General features: G+C 71.5%; 22 protein-coding genes and 1 tRNA gene. 14 read left to right on the top strand and 9 right to left on the bottom strand.

All coding sequences use genetic code 11. From position 1 onward, the window contains the following. The first annotated feature begins 293 nt into the window (after window positions 1-293). Window positions 294-367: transfer RNA gene (locus tag JK361_RS28245), tRNA-Met, on the top strand. A gap of 294 nt (window positions 368-661) precedes the next feature. Here the strand turns inward: JK361_RS28245 and JK361_RS28240 are convergent. Then, window positions 662-1,078: a Fur family transcriptional regulator gene (locus JK361_RS28240; protein ID WP_201823115.1), complete on the bottom strand. Its 417-nt coding sequence runs from the start codon at window positions 1,076-1,078 to the stop codon at window positions 662-664. 156 nt (window positions 1,079-1,234) lie between these two features. Here JK361_RS28240 and JK361_RS28235 point away from each other — a divergent pair, with 156 nt between their 5' ends. Continuing rightward, on the top strand, window positions 1,235-2,689 hold the full coding sequence (locus JK361_RS28235; RefSeq protein ID WP_201823113.1) for a catalase: 1,455 nt from the start codon (window positions 1,235-1,237) through the stop codon (window positions 2,687-2,689). A gap of 65 nt (window positions 2,690-2,754) precedes the next feature. Here JK361_RS28235 and JK361_RS28230 read toward each other — a convergent pair whose 3' ends face one another. Both JK361_RS28230 and hisN read right to left on the bottom strand, forming a co-directional pair. Further along, on the bottom strand, window positions 2,755-3,150 hold the full coding sequence (locus tag JK361_RS28230; RefSeq protein WP_201823111.1) for a CBS domain-containing protein: 396 nt from the start codon (window positions 3,148-3,150) through the stop codon (window positions 2,755-2,757). Between the two features lie 173 nt (window positions 3,151-3,323). Next, window positions 3,324-4,124 carry a histidinol-phosphatase gene (gene hisN / locus JK361_RS28225; protein WP_201823097.1) on the bottom strand — a complete coding sequence of 267 codons (801 nt, stop codon included), beginning with the start codon at window positions 4,122-4,124 and terminating at the stop codon, window positions 3,324-3,326. Window positions 4,125-4,258: 134 nt separating this feature from the next. Between hisN and JK361_RS28220 the strand changes: the two genes are divergently transcribed. Further along, window positions 4,259-4,864, top strand: a complete 606-nt coding sequence (locus JK361_RS28220; protein ID WP_201823090.1) for a TetR/AcrR family transcriptional regulator — start codon at window positions 4,259-4,261, stop codon at window positions 4,862-4,864. A 111-nt stretch (window positions 4,865-4,975) separates the two neighbouring features. Here the strand turns inward: JK361_RS28220 and JK361_RS28215 are convergent, their stop codons facing one another. From JK361_RS28215 to JK361_RS28195, 5 genes are all read right to left on the bottom strand, one after another. Beyond that, a complete protein-coding gene (locus JK361_RS28215) occupies window positions 4,976-5,575 on the bottom strand; it encodes a hypothetical protein (RefSeq protein WP_201823087.1) in 600 nt (199 codons plus the stop codon). Between the two features lie 10 nt (window positions 5,576-5,585). Then, entirely contained in the window at window positions 5,586-5,909 is a 324-nt protein-coding gene (locus JK361_RS28210; protein ID WP_030787784.1) for a DMT family transporter, read from the bottom strand. Between the two features lie 84 nt (window positions 5,910-5,993). After that, window positions 5,994-7,004 (bottom strand): ribosome small subunit-dependent GTPase A, encoded by a 1,011-nt coding sequence (gene rsgA, locus JK361_RS28205; RefSeq protein ID WP_201823080.1) that lies wholly within the window; start codon window positions 7,002-7,004, stop codon window positions 5,994-5,996. Between the two features lie 10 nt (window positions 7,005-7,014). After that, on the bottom strand, window positions 7,015-8,331 hold the full coding sequence (gene aroA / locus JK361_RS28200) for a 3-phosphoshikimate 1-carboxyvinyltransferase (RefSeq protein ID WP_201823070.1): 1,317 nt from the start codon (window positions 8,329-8,331) through the stop codon (window positions 7,015-7,017). 28 nt (window positions 8,332-8,359) lie between these two features. Further along, complete coding sequence (locus JK361_RS28195; protein ID WP_201823067.1) at window positions 8,360-9,082, bottom strand: M50 family metallopeptidase; 723 nt, start codon at window positions 9,080-9,082, stop codon at window positions 8,360-8,362. A gap of 50 nt (window positions 9,083-9,132) precedes the next feature. Here JK361_RS28195 and JK361_RS28190 point away from each other — a divergent pair, with 50 nt between their 5' ends. From JK361_RS28190 to JK361_RS28145, 10 genes are all read left to right on the top strand, one after another. After that, window positions 9,133-9,948, top strand: coding sequence for an SOS response-associated peptidase (locus JK361_RS28190; protein ID WP_201823065.1), 816 nt, complete (start codon window positions 9,133-9,135; stop codon window positions 9,946-9,948). Between the two features lies 1 nt (window position 9,949). Next, on the top strand, window positions 9,950-10,579 hold the full coding sequence (locus tag JK361_RS28185; RefSeq protein WP_201823063.1) for an alpha/beta hydrolase family protein: 630 nt from the start codon (window positions 9,950-9,952) through the stop codon (window positions 10,577-10,579). 255 nt (window positions 10,580-10,834) lie between these two features. Then, window positions 10,835-11,530 (top strand): sigma-70 family RNA polymerase sigma factor, encoded by a 696-nt coding sequence (locus tag JK361_RS28180; RefSeq protein WP_201823149.1) that lies wholly within the window; start codon window positions 10,835-10,837, stop codon window positions 11,528-11,530. Then, the gene (gene rsrA / locus JK361_RS28175) at window positions 11,527-11,838 is read left to right on the top strand and encodes a mycothiol system anti-sigma-R factor (RefSeq protein ID WP_030657159.1); all 312 of its coding nucleotides are present in this window, start codon (window positions 11,527-11,529) and stop codon (window positions 11,836-11,838) included. Before JK361_RS28180 ends, rsrA begins: the two co-directional genes overlap by 4 nt. A gap of 111 nt (window positions 11,839-11,949) precedes the next feature. Continuing rightward, on the top strand, window positions 11,950-13,254 hold the full coding sequence (locus JK361_RS28170; RefSeq protein ID WP_201823062.1) for an HD-GYP domain-containing protein: 1,305 nt from the start codon (window positions 11,950-11,952) through the stop codon (window positions 13,252-13,254). Further along, the gene (locus tag JK361_RS28165) at window positions 13,251-14,531 is read left to right on the top strand and encodes an HD-GYP domain-containing protein (protein WP_201823053.1); all 1,281 of its coding nucleotides are present in this window, start codon (window positions 13,251-13,253) and stop codon (window positions 14,529-14,531) included. The genes JK361_RS28170 and JK361_RS28165 overlap by 4 nt, the downstream gene beginning before the upstream one ends. Before the next feature lie 100 nt (window positions 14,532-14,631). Then, window positions 14,632-15,612, top strand: a complete 981-nt coding sequence (locus tag JK361_RS28160; protein WP_201823051.1) for a hypothetical protein — start codon at window positions 14,632-14,634, stop codon at window positions 15,610-15,612. A 73-nt stretch (window positions 15,613-15,685) separates the two neighbouring features. Continuing rightward, window positions 15,686-16,336: a peptide deformylase gene (def, locus tag JK361_RS28155; RefSeq protein WP_201823049.1), complete on the top strand. Its 651-nt coding sequence runs from the start codon at window positions 15,686-15,688 to the stop codon at window positions 16,334-16,336. A gap of 287 nt (window positions 16,337-16,623) precedes the next feature. After that, complete coding sequence (gene cyc1, locus JK361_RS28150) at window positions 16,624-17,709, top strand: epi-isozizaene synthase (protein WP_201823147.1); 1,086 nt, start codon at window positions 16,624-16,626, stop codon at window positions 17,707-17,709. Further along, window positions 17,706-19,085 (top strand): bifunctional albaflavenone monooxygenase/terpene synthase, encoded by a 1,380-nt coding sequence (locus tag JK361_RS28145; protein ID WP_201823048.1) that lies wholly within the window; start codon window positions 17,706-17,708, stop codon window positions 19,083-19,085. The genes cyc1 and JK361_RS28145 overlap by 4 nt, the downstream gene beginning before the upstream one ends. A gap of 22 nt (window positions 19,086-19,107) precedes the next feature. Here JK361_RS28145 and JK361_RS28140 read toward each other — a convergent pair whose 3' ends face one another. Continuing rightward, on the bottom strand, window positions 19,108-20,070 hold the full coding sequence (locus JK361_RS28140) for a GlxA family transcriptional regulator (RefSeq protein ID WP_201823040.1): 963 nt from the start codon (window positions 20,068-20,070) through the stop codon (window positions 19,108-19,110). Between the two features lie 174 nt (window positions 20,071-20,244). On the opposite strand from JK361_RS28140, the gene JK361_RS28135 reads away from it, so the two are divergent. Beyond that, on the top strand, window positions 20,245-20,460 hold the full coding sequence (locus tag JK361_RS28135; protein WP_236053672.1) for a hypothetical protein: 216 nt from the start codon (window positions 20,245-20,247) through the stop codon (window positions 20,458-20,460). Window positions 20,461-20,504 lie beyond the last annotated feature (44 nt).

The following is a 20,504-nucleotide window of genomic DNA, read 5'->3' as shown; positions in this document are numbered from 1 at the left end:
CGACCGCCCGCGGTCGCGCACCGGCATCCGGCTGGCGACCGCCCGTAGCCGCGTACGGCTGACGTTGCCGCGTGTGCCCGCCGGCAGTCGCGTGGGACTGCCGGCGGGGCGGAGGCGCGACTGCCGACGCCCGGAGGCGTTCCCCTGGGGTGCGGCCGGGGGTGACTGAACGCGACCGGTCATGGCTGGACGGCCGGACGGCGGGTGGGTTCGGTCCGGAAGTGATGCGGGACACCTTGATCCCAATGGATTTGCTTCCGTGGGCTTCTCTCGCGTAATGTCGTGTTCACCGACGCGGGGTGGAGCAGCTCGGTAGCTCGCTGGGCTCATAACCCAGAGGTCGCAGGTTCAAATCCTGTCCCCGCTACTGAAGGCCGAGGGCCGGAATCCAGAAATGGGTTCCGGCCCTCGGTGTTTGTGTACGCACACGAGAAGCGTTCGTACGCGCGGGACGCGGCCGCGCGTACGCGAAAGGTCTCCGCGCCCCACCGGCCGTGCGAGGGGTCCGCACGCGCACCGGAAGCACCTCGGATGCGGGAAGTCTTCGTGTGCATTCCGGGGGCCTCGGGGATTCCGGGGGCCTCGGGGTGCGTACGAGGGCTTCCCGCGCGGGTACGCGAAGAGCCCCGGCGGATGCCGGGGCTCCAGGGAAGCGATGGTGTTACGCGCTCGCGCAGTCCGGGCACAGCCCCCGGTACGTCATCTCGACGTCCGACACCGTGAAGCCGAAGCGCTCGGAGTCGGGGAGATCGGCGAGGGGGTTGCCGATCGGGTGGACGTCACGGATCGCACCGCAGCGGGCGCAGACCAGGTGATGGTGCGGCCGGTGCGCGTTCGGGTCGTACCGCTTGGCGCGCTTGTCCGTCGTGACTTCCAGCACCTCGCCGAGGGAGACCAGCTCGCCCAGCGTGTTGTAGACGGTCGCCCGGGAGATCTCGGGCAGCTTGGCGACGGCCCGGGCGTGCACCTCGTCGGCCGTCAGATGGACGTGCTCGCCGTTCAGGACCTCGGCCACCACGCGTCGCTGCGCGGTCATCCGCCATCCGCGTCCACGCAGCCGTTCCAGAAGGTCGCTCATAGCCACCAGCCTAACAGGAAGAGGGACCAGGTCGGGAATAGGTGTGACTTTGGATCGACATTTGACTTAGACAAAGTCCATTGTAGGATCGAGACCGGCTTTGGCCACAGGGCAGGACTGGGACAGGACTAGTCAGCGATGACGCAGGAGGCGCACGTGACGCAGGGACCGCTCACCACGGAGGCCGGTGCCCCGGTCGCCGACAACCAGAACAGCGAGACGGCGGGCGTCGGTGGGCCGGTCCTCGTCCAGGACCAGCTGCTGCTGGAGAAGCTCGCCCACTTCAACCGCGAGCGCATCCCGGAGCGCGTGGTCCACGCGCGCGGTGCGGGGGCCTACGGCACCTTCACGGTGACCGCGGATGTCACGAAGTACACGCGTGCCGCCTTCCTCTCCGAGGTCGGCAAGCAGACGGAGACGTTTCTGCGCTTCTCGACGGTGGCCGGCAACCTCGGCGCGGCCGACGCCGTCCGGGACCCGCGCGGCTTCGCGCTGAAGTTCTACACCGAGGAGGGCAACTACGACCTCGTCGGCAACAACACCCCGGTCTTCTTCATCCGGGACGCGATCAAGTTCCCCGACTTCATCCACACTCAGAAGCGCGACCCGTACACCGGCAGCACGGAAGCCGACAACGTGTGGGACTTCTGGTCGCTGTCGCCCGAGTCGACCCACCAGGTGACCTGGCTCTTCGGCGACCGCGGCATCCCGGCGTCCTACCGGCACATGGACGGCTTCGGCTCGCACACCTTCCAGTGGAGCAACGAGGCCGGCGAGGTCTTCTGGGTCAAGTACCACTTCAAGACCGACCAGGGCATCAAGAACCTCACCGCCGAGGAGGCCGAGGTCCTCGCGGGCAAGGACCCCGACTCCCACCAGCGCGACCTGCGCGAGGCGATCGAGCGCGGCGAGTTCCCGAGCTGGACCGTGGGCGTGCAGATCATGCCGGCGGCGGACGCGGCGACGTACCGCTTCAACCCGTTCGACCTGACCAAGGTGTGGCCGCACGCCGACTACCCGGTCGTCGAGATCGGCAGGCTGGAGCTGAACCGTAACCCGCGGAACGTCTTCGCCGAGGTCGAGCAGTCGGTCTTCTCCCCGGCGCACTTCGTGCCCGGCATCGGCCCCTCGCCCGACAAGATGCTCCAGGGCCGGCTCTTCGCCTACGGCGACGCGCACCGCTACCGCGTCGGCATCAACGCCGACCACCTGCCGGTGAACCGCCCGCACGCCACCGAGGCGCGCACCAACTCCCGGGACGGCCTCCTGTACGACGGCCGGCACGGCGGGGCGAAGAACTACGAGCCCAACAGCTTCGGCGGACCCCGGCAGACCGGCCGCCCGCTGTGGCAGCCGTTCGACGGCTTCACCGGCGGCACCGGCAACCACCCGACCCCCGTGCACGCCGAGGACGACGACTTCGTGCAGGCGGGCAACCTCTACCGGCTGATGTCGGAGGAGGAGAAGGAGCGGCTGGTCGCCAACCTGGCCGGTGCCCTCTCGCAGGTCTCGCGCGAGGACATCGCCGAGCGCGCCATCGGCAACTTCCGCAACGCCGACGCCGACTTCGGCAAGCGGCTGGAGGCGGCGGTGCAGGCGCTGCGCGGCTGAGCCGGCCGCCTTCGCGGCTGGGCGGGCCGGACCCACGGTGCTCTGGGTCCGGCCCGTTCGTGTGCTCAGGGCACGGGTGCGGGCTCGCGGGCCGGGACCCAGCGGCGGATGATGTCGCGGACCGAGACGATCCCGGCCACCTCGCCGCGGTCGAGCACGATCAGGTGCCGGAAGCCGCCGTGCGCCATGGCGCGGGCCGCCTCCTCCAGGGTCCAGGCCGGTGCGGCGAAGACGACTTCGGTGGTGGTGTGGGCGTGGGCGCGTTCGGTGTCCGGGTTCTGGCCCAGACCGACGGAGTTGAGGATGTCGCGTTCGGTGAGGATGCCGATGCCGCCGGCGTCCGGGTCGAAGACCACGGCGGCGCCGACACGGCGGGCGGACATCAGGGCGGCTGCCTGGCGGAGGGTGTGGGCGGGGCCGAGCGTGAGGATCACCGTGCTCATGGCATCTCGGACGAGCATGGATGGGCCACCTCCTAGGAATCCCCGCCGCTGTTCAGGCCCGGCGCCGGAGGCGCCTGTTCGATACTGCACAAGTTCACAAGCGGGGGTGGACTCAGAGTGCCAGGTAAAGGGCGGGTCAACAAGGGGGTGCGCGGCGCCAGTTGAGGGCGTACCGGGACCACTCCCGTTCCTCAGCCGCGCTGGTTGAGATACCCCAGCAACTCGTCGTGCAGCAGGCCGTTGGACGCCGCCGCGTTTCCGCTGTGCGGGCCCGGGCGGCCGTCGAGGCCGGTGAAGGTGCCGCCCGCCTCGGTGACGACGATCGCGTTGGCGGCCATGTCCCACAGGGACAGCTCCGGCTCGGCGCAGATGTCCACGGAGCCCTCCGCGACCATCATGTACGGCCAGAAGTCCCCGTACGCGCGCGTGCGCCACACCTGGCGGGTGAGGTCCAGGAAGCCGTCCAGGCGGCCCCGCTCCTCCCAGCCGGAGAGCGAGGAGTACGCGAAGGAGGCGTCCGCGAGCCTGCCGACCCGGGAGACGTGGATACGGGTCGCGGAGGTGAGGTTGCGGCCGGTGAAGGCGCCGTGGCCCTTCGCGGCCCACCAGCGGCGCCCCAGGGCGGGAGCGGAGACGACGCCGACGACGGGCTCGTAGCCGCCCTCCGTCGCTTCCATCAGGGAGATGAGGGTGGCCCAGACGGGGACACCGCGTACGTAGTTCTTGGTGCCGTCGATGGGGTCGATCACCCAGCGGCGGGGACCGGTGCCCTCGATGCCGTACTCCTCGCCGAGGACCGCGTCCCTCGGGCGGGCGCGCTGGAGCTGGCCGCGGATGACGTCTTCCGCCGCCTTGTCCGCTTCGCTCACCGGGGTCATGTCCGGCTTCGTCTCCACCTTCAGGTCGAGCGCCTTGAAGCGGGCCATGGTGGCGGCGTCGGCCGCGTCCGCGAGAACGTGGGCGAGACGGAGGTCGTCGAGGTAGTCCGGCATGTGAGGCACGGTATCCGGCGGGCGGGGGCGCGGGCCACCAGGGGGCGGGTGTGAACGACCGTCGCGAACCCTTGACAGTGCATACAAGCGCGTCAAATCTGGGCGCAATGTCGCTGTGGTCCAGGGAGGCGAGGATGCCTGCTGCCCGGGAATCGCTGTTGGACGCCGCGTACACGGCGCTCGCGCGCCGGCCGTGGTCCGCGGTGCGGATGGTCGAGGTGGCCGCGTCGGCCGGGGTGTCCCGGCAGACCCTGTACAACGAGTTCGGCAGCAAGGACGGGCTGGCCCGGGCGCTGGTGCGGCGGGAGGCCGACGGCTACCTCGCCGGTGTCGAGCGGGCTCTGGCCGACTCCACCGGGGCGGTGGACCGGCTCACCGCCGCCGCCGAGTGGACGGCCGCCGCGGCCCGGGAGAACGCGCTGGTGCGGGCCATGCTCACCGGCTGCTGGACCGAGCGGCTGCCGGCCCCGCCGCTCACCGCCGTGCCCTCCGTCACCGCGGTCCCGGCCCAGCGCAGGGCGGACGGGCCGCTGCCGGCGCCCCGCGACTTCGTGCGCATCGTCCGGGACCGCGCGGCGACCGCGCTGGCCGGTCCCGGTGCCGCCCCCGGCGACACCGCCGAACTGCTGCGCTCCTGCGAACTGGTCGTCCGCGTCGCGCTGTCCTGTGTGGCGGCCCCGCCCCCGGAGGGCGGGATGGCGGAGCTGGTGCGGGCGGTGCTTCCACGGCACCTGGTGTGAGCCGGCCCCGCTGGGGTCTTCCGTTCTGACCAGGCCGGATCGGGGACGATGCCACATCCCAGCCAGCCGCGTCACCGACCTCTCCGAACAGCACACCTAGATCGAGAGGCCCTAGTACGGGCGGCCCCGGAAGTACAGGGCCCGGTACCGCCGGGGGCGGCCGCCGTGCTCGTGGGCCGCGTCGGACCGGTCGGCGGGGTCCGAACACGCCGACAGCGCGCGCAGCCGCTCCAGCCCGGCCAGCACCGCGGCCCGCCGGCCGGACTCCTTCATCCACCGCGGCAGCCGCGGGAACATCGCCCTGGTGAAGCCGGTGCCGCCCTCCCGCAGGGTCGCACCGGCATAGGCGGCCAGCGCCTCGACGTGTTCCTCGTTGTAGGCCCACAGGACACGGCTCGCACAGCGCGTCTGGAGCCACAGGGGCCGCCGGAAGAACGGGTCCTCGGTGCCGCCGAGCTGGGCCGCGACCAGCCCGCCGTCCCGCCTGTCGGCCTGCCATCCGGCGCTCGCGCCGCACCCGCCGCAGGTGAGCCGGCGGGGCCGGAACAGCAGCTCGCCGTAGTACTCGAGCGCGGGAAGACCGGGGCGCGGGAGCACGTCCGCCCGCCCGCCGCAGCGGGGGCAGACGACCAGGATGCGGCCGGCGAACCGGGCCAGCCACTCGCCACGGTCGAGATGCCGGACCGGGCCGGTGCCCTGTTCGCGGTCCACGCGGCCGCGCCTAGTGGGCGGAGCCCGACAGCTGAAGCCCGATCACCCCGACGATGACCAGGCTGATGGAGACGATCTTCAGGGTGGACACCAGGTCGCCGAGGAAGACCATGCCGTAGATCGCGGTGCCCGCCGCGCCGATCCCGGTCCACACGGCGTAGGCGGGACCGACGTCCAGCTTCTTCAGGGAGAGGGTCAGCAGGCCGAAACTGCCCAGGGCGAACGACGCGAAGGCGATCGTCGGCCACAGGCGCGTGAACCCGTGGGAGAGTTTCAGACACACGGCGAAACCGGTCTCCAGAATCCCGGCCACTATGACCAGCAGCCACGCCATGTGCGGTCCTCCCGTTGGTCCGGATCTCCGGCTCGGTGCGATTATGCACTTACCGAACTCACGCCCGGGCAAACAACGCGAGGCTCAGTCGCCCTCCTTGCGTTCCCGCGTGGCCAGCAGCCGGCGCAGGGAGAACAGCCGCGCCGGGTCCGCGTGGCCCTCCTCCACCCACGTGTCCAGCGCGCAGTCCGGCTCGTCGTGGCTGCACGCGCGCGGGCAGCCCTCCGTGCCGGGTTCGAGGTCCGGGAAGGCGTGGATCACCCGGGACGGGTCGATGTGCGCGAGCCCGAAGGAGCGGACGCCCGGGGTGTCGACGACCCAGCCGTCCCCGCCGGCCAGCGGCAGCGCGAGGGCCGAGGTGGTGGTGTGCCGGCCCCGGCCGGTCACCGCGTTCACATGTCCCGTCGTACGCCGGCGCTCCTGCGGCACGAGCGCGTTCACCAGGGTCGTCTTGCCGACGCCGGAGTGGCCCACGAACGCGGTGATCTTGTCGTCCAGGTGCGCGCGTACCCGGTCCGCCGCGCCGCCGTTCTCCAGCTCCTCCCGGCTGGTGACGACGTACGGGATGTTCAGGTCGCCGTACAGCTCCAGCAGCTTGTCCGGCGGGGCCAGGTCCGACTTGGTCATCACCAGCAGCGGTTCCAGACCGCCGTCGTAGGCCGCGACCAGACAGCGGTCGATCAGCCGGGGGCGTGGCTCCGGGTCGGCCAGGGCCGTCACGATCGCCAGCTGGTCGGCGTTGGCCACGACCACCCGCTCGTAGGGATCGTCGTCGTCGGCCGTGCGGCGCAGCAGCGACGACCGCTCCTCGATGCGGACGATCCGCGCGAGCGTGTCCTTCGCGCCGGACAGATCGCCGACCAGGGCCACCCGGTCGCCCACCACGGCCGCCTTGCGGCCCAGCTCGCGGGCCTTCATCGCCACGATCGTGCGGTCGTCGACCAGACAGGTCAACCGGCCCCGGTCGACGGTGAGGACCATCCCCTCCGCCGCGTCCTCGTGCTTCGGGCGGATGTTCGTCCGCGGCCGGTTGCCCTTGCGGTTGGGGCGGCTGCGGATGTCGTCCTCGTCGGTGTGCTTGCCGTAGCGGCGCATGGCGTGATCCCTACTGCCCGAGCATCCCGGTCCACAGCTGGGGGAAGTCCGGAAGGGTCTTCGCCGTCGTCGCCACGTTCTCGATCTGCACACCCTCGACCGCCAGGCCGATGATCGCACCGGCGGTCGCCATGCGGTGGTCCTCGTAGGTGTGGAAGGTCCCGCCGTGCAGCGGGCGCGGGCGGATGTGCAGGCCGTCGGCCGTCTCCGTGACGTCACCGCCCAGCTCGTTGATCTCCTTGGTGAGCGCGGCCAGCCGGTCGGTCTCGTGCAGCCGCAGATGGGCCACGCCCCGCAGGGTGGACGGCGAGTCGGCGAGCGCGGCCACCGCCGCGATGCCGGGGGTCAGCTCGCCCACGTCACCCAGGTCCACGTCGATGCCGTGGATCGCACCCGAACCGGTGAAGGTCAGCCCGTACTCGGTGAGTTCGCAGGAACCCCCCATCTCGGTGAAGATCTCCCGCAGCCGGTCACCCGGCTGGGTGGTGCGGGCCGGCCAGTCCGGGACCAGCACCTTGCCGCCGGTGACCAGGGCCGCCGCCAGGAACGGCTGGGCGTTGGACAGGTCCGGCTCGATCGTCAGGTCCCGGCCGAGCAGGGCGCCCGGCGTCACCCGCCACACGTTCGGCTCGCCGCCCGACTCCGGGGTGTCCACCTGGGCGCCGACCGCGCGCAGCATGTCCACCGTCATCCGGATGTGCGGCAGCGAGGGCAGGGTCGCGCCGGTGTGCCGGACCTCGACGCCCTGGTTGAAGCGCGGTCCGGACAGCAGCAGCGCCGAGACGAACTGGGACGACGAGGAGGCGTCGACGGAGACCGGGCCGCCGTCCAGCGCCCCGCCGCCCTGCACGGTCAGCGGCAGCGCGCCCCGGCCGTCGTCGTCGATCCGGGCGCCGAGCACCCGCAGCGCGTCGATCACGCCGTCGAGGGGACGCTCGTACGACCGCGGGTCCCCGTCGAACCGGATGGGACCGTCGGCCAGCGCGGCCACCGGCGGCAGGAACCGCATCACGGTGCCCGCGTTGCCGACGTCGACCGTGGCCGGGCCGTGCAGGCCCGTGGGCAGCACCCGCCAGGCCTCGCCGGTTCCGTCGGGGCCGACCCCCTCCTCGATCTCCACGCCCATGGCCCTGAGGGCGCCGGCCATCAGCAGGGTGTCCCGGGACCGCAGCGGCCGGCGCAGCCAGCCCGGCTCGGAGGCAAGGGCGGCGAGGACCAAGGCGCGGTTGGTGACCGACTTGGACCCGGGCACGTGGACCGTCGCGTCGACGGCCCCGCTCGCGTGCGGGGCGGGCCAGAGGGCGGTGGAGGAGCTGTTCGGGGCCATGGGGCCACTTTATAAGGAGGGCCCGGGGTCAACCTTCCAGCAGCCAGCGGCCGCCGCCGATCAGCGAGCACAGGGACACCGCGTGGAACAGGAACAGCCACAGGCCCGCCGGTACGTGCGTCAGCCGCGACAGCTGGTCCGCGTCCGAGTCCCCCGCCCCTCCCCGTGACCGCTTGGCCTGGAGCTCGAACGGCGGCCGGACCCCGCCGAGCAGCAGGAACCACACCACCGCGTACGCGAACGCCGCCTGCACCTGCGGTCCCGCCAGCCAGGAGACCAGCAGGAACGCCCCGCCCGTGAGGACCACGGTCAGTACGCCGTACGCGTTGCGGATCATCAACAGCATCACCAGCAGCAGGGCGGTGGCCGCCCACAGCAGCAGGGTGATGCGGCCGGCGGCCAGCAGCGCGGCTCCGCCGAGCCCGAGCAGCGAGGGGGCCGTGTACCCGGCCGCGGCCGTGAGGATCATCCCCAGGCCGTACGGCTTGCCCCGGCTGACCGTGAGCCCGCTGGTGTCGGAGTGCAGCCGGATGCCGGTGAGCTGCCGGCCGGTGAGCAGGGCGATCAGGCCGTGCCCGCCCTCGTGGGCGATGGTGATCGCGTTGCGGGATATCCGCCACAGCGGGTGCGGGACGACCACGGCGAGCGCCGCGGCCACGGTGGCCAGCACCACCCACAGGTCGGGATCGGGCTGGGTACCGGTGAGCCGGTCCCAGAAGTCGGGCAGCGCGGTGGCGGCGAGGCTGTCCATATCTCGCGGTGGCTCCCTGCGGTAGTACGGAGTCTGGCAGTGTGGCACGTATGTGCGGACGGTATGCATCGAGTCGTGGGCCCGAGGATCTCGCAGGAATCTTTGAGATCGAGAAGTGGGAGCCCGAAGAGACCTTGGAGCCGGACTACAACGTGGCTCCGACCAAAGAGGTCTACGCCGTCCTGGACCGCCCCCTGAAAGACGCGGACTCCCCGCGTCCGGTTCGCCAGCTGCGCAAGCTGAAGTGGGGCCTGGTCCCGTCCTGGGCCAAGACGCCCGAGGGCGGCGCCCGCATGATCAACGCGCGCGCGGAGACCGTGCACGAGAAGCCCTCCTACCGCCGGGCCTTCGCCGCCCGCCGCTGCATCGTGCCCGCCGACGGCTACTACGAGTGGGTCACCGGCTCGCAGGAGCGCGAGCTGGAGGTCGAGGGCAAGAAGAAGCGGCCGCGCAAGCAGCCGTACTTCGTGCTGCCCGCCGACGGCTCGGTGTTCGCGATGGCCGGCCTGTACGAGTTCTGGCGCGACCGGACCCTGCCCGACGACCACCCCCGGGCCTGGTGGGTCACCTGCTCGGTGATCACCACCGAGGCGGAGCGGACCCCGCTGGCGGTCGCCCCGGCCGACGGCCCGCACACCCTCGCCGACATCCACCCCCGGATGCCGCTGATGCTCACCCCGGACCGCTGGGACGCCTGGCTCGACCCCTCCCGCACCGATCCCGACGACCTGCGCGGCCTGCTCGCGCCGCCCCCCGCCGGCCTGATGCGCGCCTACCCGGTCGCCACCGCCGTCAGCAACGTCCGCAACAACGGCCCGGAGCTGCTGAAGGAGCTGGCGGCACCGGAAGAGGGCACACTCTTCTGACGTGACTACGCAGACCATCACCACGGACGCGGGAGAAGCCCGGATCACCTGGCACGAGGCGAGGCGGGCCCGGCTGGTGCTGGCCGTCGGTCATGGGGCGGGCGGCGGCATCGAGGCACGCGACCTCCAGGCGCTCGCCGGGACGCTCCCGGGCCACGGCGTCACCGTCGCCCTCGTCGAGCAGCCCTGGCGGGTGGCGGGCAAGAAGGTCGCGCCCGCGCCCAGGACCCTGGACACCGGATGGCGCGGCGTGTGGCCGGCCCTCGCGAAGCCGGGGCTCCCGGTGATCTCCGGCGGCCGGAGCGCCGGGGCGCGCGTCGCCTGCCGCACGGCGACCGAGCTGGGCGCCCACGCCGTCCTCGCCCTGAGCTTCCCGCTGCACCCGCCGGGCAGGCCGGAGAAGTCCCGCGCGGAGGAGCTGCTGGGCGCCGGCGTGCCCACGCTGGTCGTGCAGGGCGGCAACGACCCCTTCGGGAGGCCGGAGGAGTTCCCCGACGGCTCCTACGAGCTGATCGAGGTGCCGCACGGCGATCACGGGTTCGCCGTGCCCAAGCGCGCGGAGATCACCCAGGAGCGCGCGCTGGAGATCATCACCGCCGGGGTGCGGGAGTGGGTGTCGTCACTCGCGTGACCCGGGAATGCCGGGCGGCGGCCCGCTGTTGTGGCGTGCAGAAGTGCTGAGGTTCTCGGCGCCGACGTCGTGGGAGAGGAAGTCCGCCGCATGGGTTCGACCGTATGCCCGAGCCGCAGCAGCCGTACCGACCTGGACTGGACGGTGCTGTACGCGGGCAAGACCGCCTCTATTCGAGCGGCGGCAGGCATGGGTCGTGTTCTATCCTCCGAAACGAGTGGGACCGGTTTCGGTCCCGCCCGGGATCTTGAGGAGGTGGGTCCGGTCACTGGGACCGACGCAGGGACCGACAACGGCCAGGCGGAGCTGCCCGAGGGCCAGGGCGTCAGCGCGGAAGCGTCCGGTGAGACGACCGCGGAGCGCAGCGCGCGCTTCGAGCGGGACGCGCTCGAATACCTCGACCAGATGTACTCGGCCGCCCTGCGCATGACGCGCAACCCGGCCGACGCCGAGGACCTGGTGCAGGAGACGTACGCCAAGGCCTACGCGTCCTTCCACCAGTTCCGCGAGGGCACCAACCTCAAGGCCTGGCTCTACCGGATCCTCACCAACACCTTCATCAACTCGTACCGCAAGAAGCAGCGCGAGCCCCAGCGCAGCGCGGCCGAGGAGATCGAGGACTGGCAGCTGGCGCGCGCCGAGTCGCACATGTCGACGGGGCTGCGCTCCGCCGAGTCGCAGGCGCTGGACCACCTGCCGGACTCGGACGTGAAGGAAGCGCTGCAGGCGATCCCCGAGGAGTTCCGCATCGCCGTCTATCTCGCGGACGTCGAGGGCTTTGCGTACAAGGAGATCGCGGACATCATGGGGACACCCATCGGTACGGTGATGTCCCGGCTGCACCGGGGCCGCCGGCAACTGCGCGGCATGCTGGAGGACTACGCCCGTGAGCGCGGGCTGGTCCCGGCGGGCGCCGGAGAGTCGAACGAAGCGAAAGGCTCGGGCTCATGAGCTGCGGAGAGCCGCACGAGACGGACTGCAGTGAGGTCCTCGACCATCTGTACGAGTTCCTCGACAGTGAGATGCCGGACGTCGACCGCGACAAGTTCCAGCACCACTTCGAGGAATGCTCCCCGTGCCTGGAGAAGTACGGCCTGGAGCAGGCCGTGAAGAAGCTGGTCAAGCGGTGCTGCGGGCATGACGACGTGCCCGCGGACCTGCGCGCCAAGGTCATGGGGCGGATCGACCTGATCCGCTCCGGGCAGACCGTGCCGGAGCACGATGTGACCAAGGCCCCGGCCGCGCCCCAGGAGTCCTGACACGCCGGGTCATATCACCCGAACGTGCTAATCCTCAGGTCATAAGCCCCGCACCCCCCGAAATCCACCCTAGGCTCCGAGCCCGGACAGGCACGGTCGGGGAGGGGCGTGATGGACGCGGTACCGGCGAGGGCACGGGGCTATGTGACCGGCGTCGCTCTGCTCGCCGCGCTCTGCCTGCTGCGCCTGCCGGCCACCCCCACCCCCTGGGCGGCCTCGCTCCTGCTGGCCGCGCTCTACGCGAGCTGCGAGCACGTCGTGCACCGCCGCTTCGGCGGGCCCTTCTACCCGGTCCTGCTCGCCGGCGCGTTCCTGCTGCCCCCGGCGGCCGCCGCGTTCGTCCCGGTACCCGCCGGCCTGCTCTCCCCGGTCGAACACCGGCCCGCCCTGCCGCGACGCGTGTGGCGGGCCGCGCGGCCCGCGCTCGCCGTGTGGGGCGCCGCCCGGGTGCACGGGGCACTCGGCGGCCGGGACGCCGTCGTCCACCCCGACTTCCCGTACGCCCTGCTGCCCGCCGGCGCGGCCGTCCTCGCGTTCTGCCTGGTGCTCACCGCACTCGACGGCGGCCTGCGCGCGGCGGCCGGGCTGGTGCCGCCGCGCCGGGCATGGCGCGGGCTGCTCGCCCGCTCCCTCGCCGCCGTCGCGGTGCACGGACTCGCCGGACTGATGATGGCCGTGCTGTGGCGCAGCCCGTACGGACCCGTGTCCGCGCTGCTCGTGCTGCTGCCGATGTGCGTCTCCTGGTGGGTGTTCGCCCAGTACCACCGCGAACGCGCGGCCCACCAGGCCACCATCCGCGCCCTCGTGCAGGCCGTCGACATCAAGGACGGCTACACCCGCGGCCACAGCGAACGCGTCGGACAGGCGTCCGTGCTGATCGCCCGTGAACTCGGTATGGACGACGACCGCGTCGAGGTGCTCCGCTTCGCCGGCATCCTGCACGACGTCGGCAAGCTGGGCGTGCCCACCCGGCTGCTGCGCAAGGACGGGCCGCTCACCCCGGAGGAGCGGCGGATCATCGAACTGCATCCCGAGTACGGCCACGAGATGGTCCGAGGCATCTCCTTCCTCGGCGAGGCCCGCGCGGCCATCCTCCACCACCACGAGCGGCTCGACGGCACCGGCTACCCGTACGGCCTGGCCGGCGCCCAGATCCCCGAGTGCGCCCGGATCGTCGCCGTCGCGGACGCCTTCGACGCCATGACCTCCACCCGCTCCTACAGCAGGGCCCGCCCGGTCGAGGCGGCCATCGCCGAGCTGGAGCGCTGCGCCGGGGCGCACTTCGACCCCCGCATGGTCACCGCGCTCGTCCGCGCCCTGCGCCGCTCCGGCTGGCATCCGGCGGTCACCGCCGACGAACCGGCGTACGGCACCCCGCCCGCGGAGCGGGCCTCCCGCACCGGAGCGCCCCGATGACCGTCCTGAGGCTCATCCACGGCGCCGCCGCCCTCGTCGCGGCCGGCTCCTTGACCGTCACCCTGGGGACCGGACTGGCCGACCGGCGGGACGCGCTCGCCTTCGGAGTGCTCATAGCCGTCGGCGAGCTGACCCGGTGGAGCGACTCCCGGGGACGCCAGGCCGCGCCCTTGGGCGCCGCCGGCTCGCTGTCGTACGCCCTGCTGGGCGCCGACGCCGGGCGGCCCAGCCAGCACGACGCCGCCCAGGTCGTCACCGTCGTCCTCGTCGCCGCCCTGCTCGGCGCCGTCCCGCACATCTGGGCCGGCCGCGCCCCCACCGTCGACCACCTCGCCCGCCGCATCCTCACCGTCGGCTTCGCCGCCGTCTGCTTCCAACCCCTCTACAACCGGGGCGTCTTCAACTCCTGGGACGGACCCGCCTACGCCCTGCTGCTGCTCACCCTGCTCGCCCTCACCTCCCTGTGCGGCGCGATCCTGGCCGCCGCGCTGGCCCACTGCCGCACCGGCTGGCCGTTCGGTCCGCTGCTGCGCGAGGAACTGCGCGGGCTGCTCGGCATCGGCTCCACCGTCGTCGCGACCGGCGCGGTGATAGCGCTCGCGGTCGCCGTCGTCGGCCTGTGGGCGTTGCCCGTGTTCTGCCTGCCCATGCTGCTCGTCCAGCTGTCCGTGCGCCGGTACGCGGCCGTCCGCGCCACCTACCGGCAGACCATCGCCTCCCTGGCGCGTGCCACCGAGATCGCCGGCTGCACCCCCGCCGGGCACGCCCGTCGCGTCGCCGCGCTCAGCCTCGCCGTCGGCCGGGACCTCGGCCTGACCGGCCCGGAACTGGCCGTCCTGGAGTACGCGGCCCTGATGCACGACATCGGACAGCTCAGCCTGGTCGACCCGGTCCCGGCCGGCGCCACCGCCGCCCTGCCCGCCGCCGAGCAGCGGCGCATCGCCCTGCTCGGCGGCGCGGTCGTCCGGCAGACCGGGGTCGACGCGGCCGTCGCCGTCGTCGTGGAACGGCAGGCCGACCCCTACCCGGAACAGCCGCTCGCCGCCCGGATCGTCCGGGCCGTGAACGCCTACGAGGAGAAGACCCGGGACGCCGGACCCGAGGGCCCGCTCCGTGCGCTGGAGGAGTTACGCCTCGGCACCGCCGGGGACTACGCTCCCGAGGTCGTGGAGTCGCTCGCCCGGGTACTGGCCCAGCCCCAGGGCGTGCGCGAGCGCGTCCCCGTGAGACGAACGGGACTGTCTGACCCCGCACCCGGCTGGGTAACCCATGGGTAATGAGCGCCTTTCCCGTCGTACGTGGTTGGATGCGAGGGAGAGGGTGTCCGGGGGCACAAGCCAGCCCACTGTGCGGAAATGGAACTGGCAGGCGGGAATCGTGAGGATCTTCGGCAAGGGACGGCACCGGCCCTCCGCCTCCTGGCGGCAGGCCACGGACCGCGCGTTCACGCTCATCGGAGACGGCCGGTACGAGGACGCGGGCGAGCTGCTGACCCGCGCTGCGGACCTGGAGCCCTGGCTGTCGGAGTCCTGGTTCAACCTCGCCCTGCTGCACAAGTTCCGGCACGACTGGGAGCAGGCCCGCGCGGCCGGACTGCGTGCGGTCGCCCTGCTCGACCGGGAGACCGGGGCGCCCGACTGGTGGAACGTGGGCATCGCCGCGACCGCCTTGCAGGACTGGCCGCTGGCCCGCCGCGCCTGGCAGGCGTACGGGCTCAAGGTGCCCGGGGGTGCCGCGGCCTCCGTCGAGCCGCTCGGCATGGAGCTGGGCAGCGCGGCCGTACGGCTCTCCCCGGAAGGCGAGGCCGAGGTCGTCTGGGGCCGCCGGCTGGACCCGGCCCGGCTGGAGGTCCTCTCCATCCCGCTTCCCTCGTCCGGGCGGCGCTGGGGCGAGGTCGTGCTGCACGACGGCGTCCCGCACGGCGAGCGCACCACGTCCGCCGGGCACTCCTACCCGGTCTTCGACGAGATCGAGCTGTGGGCGCCGTCACCGGTTCCCACCTGGGTGGTGCTGCTGGAGGCGGCCACCGAGGCCGACCGGGACGCGCTGGAGCAGCTCGCGGCCGACGCCGGGTTCGCCGCGGAGGACTGGTCGTCGTCGGTGCGGCTGCTGTGCCGGACGTGCTCCGAGTCGAGGATGCCGTCGGACGAGGGCGAAGGCGTGCACCTCGATCCGCACGACCACAGTGAGCCGGGTCATCCCGGGCCGCTGGGACACCGGACGGACGGGCAGCTGTGGGTGCCGGAGCGGGAGTGCGGGGTGGCCGCGCCGGCCGCGCTGGTGCGGGGGCTGCTGGACGGGTGGGTGGCCGACAGCCCGGACTCCAGGGACTGGCGGGATCTGGAAGAGGTTTGCTGAGCCATCGGTGACCGGCCGCCTTTAGGCTGTACTCGCAGAATTTTCCAGGCTTGCAGGAAGGCGTACGTCGGTCATGGCGCAGCAGGACACCGATCAGCAGCACGCGGGCGTGCTCCCCGTCGACGACGAGGGCTATGTCGTCGACACGGAGGACTGCGAGGAGCGTGAGAGCGCCTGGCGTGAGCGCGGCACCTCGCGGCCGATCACGGTCGTCGGCAACCCGGTGCTGCACAAGGAGTGCAAGGACGTCACCGAGTTCGGCGAGGAGCTCCAGCAGCTGGTCGCCGACATGTTCGCCAGCCAGCGCACCGCCGAGGGCGTAGGACTGGCCGCCAACCAGATCGGCGTCGACCTGAAGGTCTTCGTCTACGACTGTCAGGACGACGAGGGCGCCCGGCACGTCGGTGTGGTGTGCAACCCGAAGCTGGTCGACCTGCCCGCCGAGCAGCGCCGGCTCGACGACAGCAACGAGGGCTGCCTGTCCGTGCCCACGGCGTACGCGTCGCTCGCGCGTCCCGACCACGCCGAGGTGACCGGCCAGGACGAGAAGGGCAACCCGATCAAGGTCCGGGGCACCGGCTACTTCGCACGCTGTTTGCAGCACGAGACCGACCACCTGTACGGCTACCTGTACATCGACCGGCTCTCGAAGCGGGACCGCAAGGACGCGCTGCGGCAGATGGCCGAGAACGAGCCACGCTACCCCGTGGTCGCCAACGACTGACCAGCACGGGCCGACTGGGCGCCCGGCCGGGAATCCTTCCTGGCCGGGCGCCTTCGTGTTGTCACGGTTCGCTCGGGCGTGCGTCGCACAACCATCCCCTGAGTGCTCCTACTGATCCTTAATCAGTCACGCAAGGGGGGAATCTCGGCACCTTGGGGTAGTGAGTGAAGCAAATCCGTTCCCACGGCGGTCAGTTGTGGTGCTGAATGTAAGTGCGGGGATACGCAACGGCGCACACCCGGCACAGGGGAGGGCGTGCGCTCCTGGCGGCTGAGAGGGGTTTGTCCGTGCAAGCTTTCCCACACGGCACCACAGCGACACCGACGGCGGTCGTAGTCCCACCCTCACTGGCACTGCCGGTGATCGAATCCGGCTTTCCACGGCAACGGCACCCGTATTGGCCACGACTACAGGAGAAGACACGGGTCTGGCTCCTGGAAAAACGGCTCATGCCGGCGGCCAAGGTAGAGGAATATGCCGACGGTCTGTGCTACACGGACCTCATGGCGGGCTACTACACGGGAGCCCCGGACGAGGCCTTGCAGGCCATAGCCGACTACAGCGCCTGGTTCTTCATCTGGGACGACCGCCACGACCGGGACATCGTGCACGGGCGGGCGGGCCACTGGCGGCGGCTGAGGTACCGGCTGCACGCCGCCCTCGACGCGCCGAGGCACCATCTGCACCACCCCGACCCGCTGGTGGCGGGCTTCGCGGACAGCGCGCTGCGGCTCTACGGCTTCCTGCCACGCACCTGGAACCAGCGGTTCGCCCGGCACTTCCACGCGGTGATCGAGGCCTACGACCGTGAATTCCGCAACCGCACCGAGGGATACATACCCGGCGTCGAGGAATATCTCGCCCTGCGCCGCCACACTTTCGCACACTGGATATGGACGGACCTGCTGGAAATCAGTGCGGGCTGTGAACTCCCGGGCGCCGTGCGGAAGAACCCGGCGTACCGCAGGGCCGCACTCCTCAGCCAGGAATTCGCCGCCTGGTACAACGACCTCTGCTCGCTGCCGAAGGAAATAGCAGGCGACGAGGTGCACAATCTGGGAATCAGTCTCATCACCCATGAGGGATTGACCCTGGAAGAAGCGGTCGACGAAGTGAGACGACGCGTCGAGGAATGCATCGATGAATTCCTCGCGGTCGAGCGCAATGCCCTGCGGTTCGCCGATGAAATCGACGACGGAACGGTGCGCGGCAAGGAACTGAGCGCCGCCGTCCGGTCCTGTGTCGCCAATATGCGCAACTGGTTCAGCTCCGTCTACTGGTTCCACCACGAGTCCGGCCGGTACATGGTCGACAGCTGGGACGACCGGTCCACGCCCCCGTACGTCACGAACGAAGCGGCAGGTGAGAAATGACCGTCGAGTCGGTGAAGCCCGCGACCCCCGGGACCTCCGGGACGCCCGAACTGCGCGAACCGCCCCTGGCCGGGGGCGGCGTACCGGTCCTCGGACACGGCCTGAAACTGGTCCGCGACCCGCTCGCCTTCATGTCCGGGCTGCGCGAGCACGGCGACGTCGTGCGTCTGAGGCTCGGCCCCAAGACGGTGTACGCCGTCACCACGCCGGAACTCACCGGGGCACTGGCCCTGAGCCCCGACTTCAAGATCGACGGCCCGCTGTGGGAGTCCCTCGAAGGGCTCCTCGGCAAGGAGGGCGTGGCCACCGCGAACGGCCCCCGGCACCGCCGGCAGCGCCGCACCATCCAGCCCGCGTTCCGGCTCGACGCGCTGCCCGCCTACGGCCCGGTCATGGAGGAGGAGGCGCACGCTCTGACCGGGCGCTGGAAGCCCGGCGAGACCGTCGACTGCACCTCCGAGTCCTTCCGGGTCGCCGTCCGTATCGCCGCCCGCTGCCTGCTGCGCGGCGACTACATGGACGAGCGCGCGGAACGGCTCAGCATCGACCTCGCCACCGTCTTCCGTGGTATGTACCGCAGGATGGTGATCCCGCTCGGGCCGCTCTACCGGCTGCCGTTTCCGGCCAACCGCGAATTCAACCGGGCGCTGGCCGATTTGCATCTGCTGGTGGACGAGATCGTCGCCGAGCGCAGGGCGTCTGGTCAAAAGCCGGACGATTTGCTGACGGCATTGCTGGAGGCGAAGGACGACAATGGCGACCCCATCGGGGAACAGGAGATCCACGACCAGGTCGTCGCGATACTCACCCCCGGAAGCGAAACTGTCGCCTCCACGATCATGTGGCTGCTCCAGATCCTCGCCGCACATCCGGAACACGCCGAGAAGGTACGGACCGAGGTCGAATCCGTGACCGGTGGCCGACCCGTCGGATTCGAGCACGTTCGCGCGCTCACACACACCAACAATGTCGTCGTCGAGGCCATGCGACTCCGGCCCGCCGTATGGATTTTGACGCGGCGGGCGGTGACCGACACCGCACTCGGCGGCTATCGCATTCCGGCCGGGGCGGACATCGTCTACAGCCCGTACGCGATCCAGCGCGACGGCCGCTCCTACGCCCGCCACCTCGACTTCGACCCCGACCGCTGGCTGCCGGAGCGGGCCAAGGACGTGCCGAAGTACGCCATGAGCCCGTTCAGCGTGGGCAACCGCAAGTGCCCCAGCGACCACTTCTCCATGACCCAGCTGAGCCTGATCACCGCGGCGATCTCGGCGAAGTACCGCTTCGAGCAGGTCGACGGGTCCGACGACAGCACCCGGGTGGGCATCACGCTCCGCCCGCACAACCTCCTGCTGCGGGCGATGCCCTGGTAGGTCACCTGGTACCGGCGCGCGCTCAGGCGGCCTGAGGGCCCCGGAACGCGCGCCGGTAGGCGTTCGGGGTCGTCCCCAGCGCCCGGACGAACTGATGGCGCAGCGCGGCGGCCGTACCGAAGCCGGTGCGCCAGGCGATGGCGTCCATGGTCTCGTCCGTTCCCTCCAGCAACTCCTGGGCCAGCAGCACCCGTTGCCGAAGAATCCACCGGTAGGGAGTGGTCCCCGTCTCCTGCTGGAAGCGCCGGGCGAAGGTGCGCGGCGCCATATGGGCGCGGGCGGCGAGCTGCTCGACGGTGACCTCCTGGTCGAGGTGGGCCTCCATCCAGGCCAGCACGTCCCCGACCGTGTCGCAGGGGGCCTTCGGCAGGGGCCGCTCGATGAACTGCGCCTGCCCGCCGTCCCGGTGCGGCGGGACCACCATCCGGCGGGCGATCTTGTTGGCCACCTCCGGGCCCTGCTCCTTGCGTACGAGGTGCAGACAGGCGTCGATGCCGGCGGCGGTGCCGGCGGAGGTGATGACGGGATCCTCGTCCACGTACAGCACGTCCGGCTCGACCATGAGCCGGGGATAGGCCCGGGCGAGCTGCTCGGCGTGGCGCCAGTGCACCGCGCATCGCCGGCCGTCCAGCAGGCCGGCCGCCGCCAGCATGAACACCCCGGAGCAGACGCTGAGCACCCGCGTGCCCCGGTCGACGGCGCGCCGCAGCGCCGCCAGCAGCTCCTCCGGGTACGCGCGCTCCGCGTAGGTGTCACCGGCCGGTACGGCGATCAGGTCGGCCTCCTCCAGCCGCTCCAGGCCGTACGGGGTCGACACGGTGAATCCGCAGTGCGTGCCCAGTTCGGGGCCCTCCGCCGACACCACGGCGAAGTCGTACACCGGCAGCCCTTCGTCGCTGCGGTCGATGCCGAACACCTCGCACACGACACCCAGCTCGAAAGGATGCACACCGTCCAGCAGGACGGCGGCCACGTTCTTCAGCATGACTCACCCCGTCTCGGCACCCGGCTCGGCACAAGGGCCGGCCGGAGGTCCGGGGAGCCGTCCCCCGGTACCGCACAGCATGCTGCCAGTGTGCCTCGGCAGTGGCAGTAATTCGAGGGTGTGCGGCAGTCCTGCCGCTCACGGTAAGGAGCATTCGGCGCGACAGTAGTGTCCATGAACGGAAACCAGATCGAAGGCCTCATCGGAATGCTCGTCACCCTCGGGATCCTGGTCCTCATGATCCTCCCGTCCGTGCTGGGAGTGGTGCGCGACCGGCGCGTCGACCGGCAGCTGCGGGAGGCGGAGCGGGGCGCGGCGCCCGGTTCCACCGGCCCGGCGGAAGAGCCCCGGTCCCTCAGGGGGCGCCACGGTGTGGCCCGCCATGCCTGACCGCACAAGCGAACGGCGCCGCCCGGCACCGCACCCCCCGAAGG

Origin of the sequence: Streptomyces musisoli (genome assembly GCF_016741855.1) — a bacterium.
Classification (GTDB): Bacteria; Actinomycetota; Actinomycetes; order Streptomycetales; family Streptomycetaceae; genus Streptomyces; species Streptomyces musisoli.
The sequence above is the reverse complement of the archived record's forward strand: the minus strand, read 5'-3'. Positions and strand labels throughout refer to the sequence as shown.

Bases quoted from the DNA above. Each gene is read 5' to 3' on its own strand.
- JK361_RS28240 (WP_201823115.1), bottom strand. From the start codon at position 1,078: ATGAGCGACCTTCTGGAACGGCTGCGTGGACGCGGATGGCGGATGACC.
- JK361_RS28230 (WP_201823111.1), bottom strand. From the start codon at position 3,150: ATGCTCGTCCGAGATGCCATGAGCACGGTGATCCTCACGCTCGGCCCC.
- hisN (WP_201823097.1), bottom strand. From the start codon at position 4,124: ATGCCGGACTACCTCGACGACCTCCGTCTCGCCCACGTTCTCGCGGAC.
- JK361_RS28220 (WP_201823090.1), top strand. From the start codon at position 4,259: ATGCCTGCTGCCCGGGAATCGCTGTTGGACGCCGCGTACACGGCGCTC.
- JK361_RS28210 (WP_030787784.1), bottom strand. From the start codon at position 5,909: ATGGCGTGGCTGCTGGTCATAGTGGCCGGGATTCTGGAGACCGGTTTC.
- rsgA (WP_201823080.1), bottom strand. From the start codon at position 7,004: ATGCGCCGCTACGGCAAGCACACCGACGAGGACGACATCCGCAGCCGC.
- aroA (WP_201823070.1), bottom strand. From the start codon at position 8,331: ATGGCCCCGAACAGCTCCTCCACCGCCCTCTGGCCCGCCCCGCACGCG.
- JK361_RS28195 (WP_201823067.1), bottom strand. From the start codon at position 9,082: ATGGACAGCCTCGCCGCCACCGCGCTGCCCGACTTCTGGGACCGGCTC.
- JK361_RS28190 (WP_201823065.1), top strand. From the start codon at position 9,133: ATGTGCGGACGGTATGCATCGAGTCGTGGGCCCGAGGATCTCGCAGGA.
- rsrA (WP_030657159.1), top strand. From the start codon at position 11,527: ATGAGCTGCGGAGAGCCGCACGAGACGGACTGCAGTGAGGTCCTCGAC.
- JK361_RS28170 (WP_201823062.1), top strand. From the start codon at position 11,950: ATGGACGCGGTACCGGCGAGGGCACGGGGCTATGTGACCGGCGTCGCT.
- JK361_RS28165 (WP_201823053.1), top strand. From the start codon at position 13,251: ATGACCGTCCTGAGGCTCATCCACGGCGCCGCCGCCCTCGTCGCGGCC.
- def (WP_201823049.1), top strand. From the start codon at position 15,686: ATGGCGCAGCAGGACACCGATCAGCAGCACGCGGGCGTGCTCCCCGTC.
- JK361_RS28145 (WP_201823048.1), top strand. From the start codon at position 17,706: ATGACCGTCGAGTCGGTGAAGCCCGCGACCCCCGGGACCTCCGGGACG.
- JK361_RS28140 (WP_201823040.1), bottom strand. From the start codon at position 20,070: ATGCTGAAGAACGTGGCCGCCGTCCTGCTGGACGGTGTGCATCCTTTC.
- JK361_RS28135 (WP_236053672.1), top strand. From the start codon at position 20,245: ATGAACGGAAACCAGATCGAAGGCCTCATCGGAATGCTCGTCACCCTC.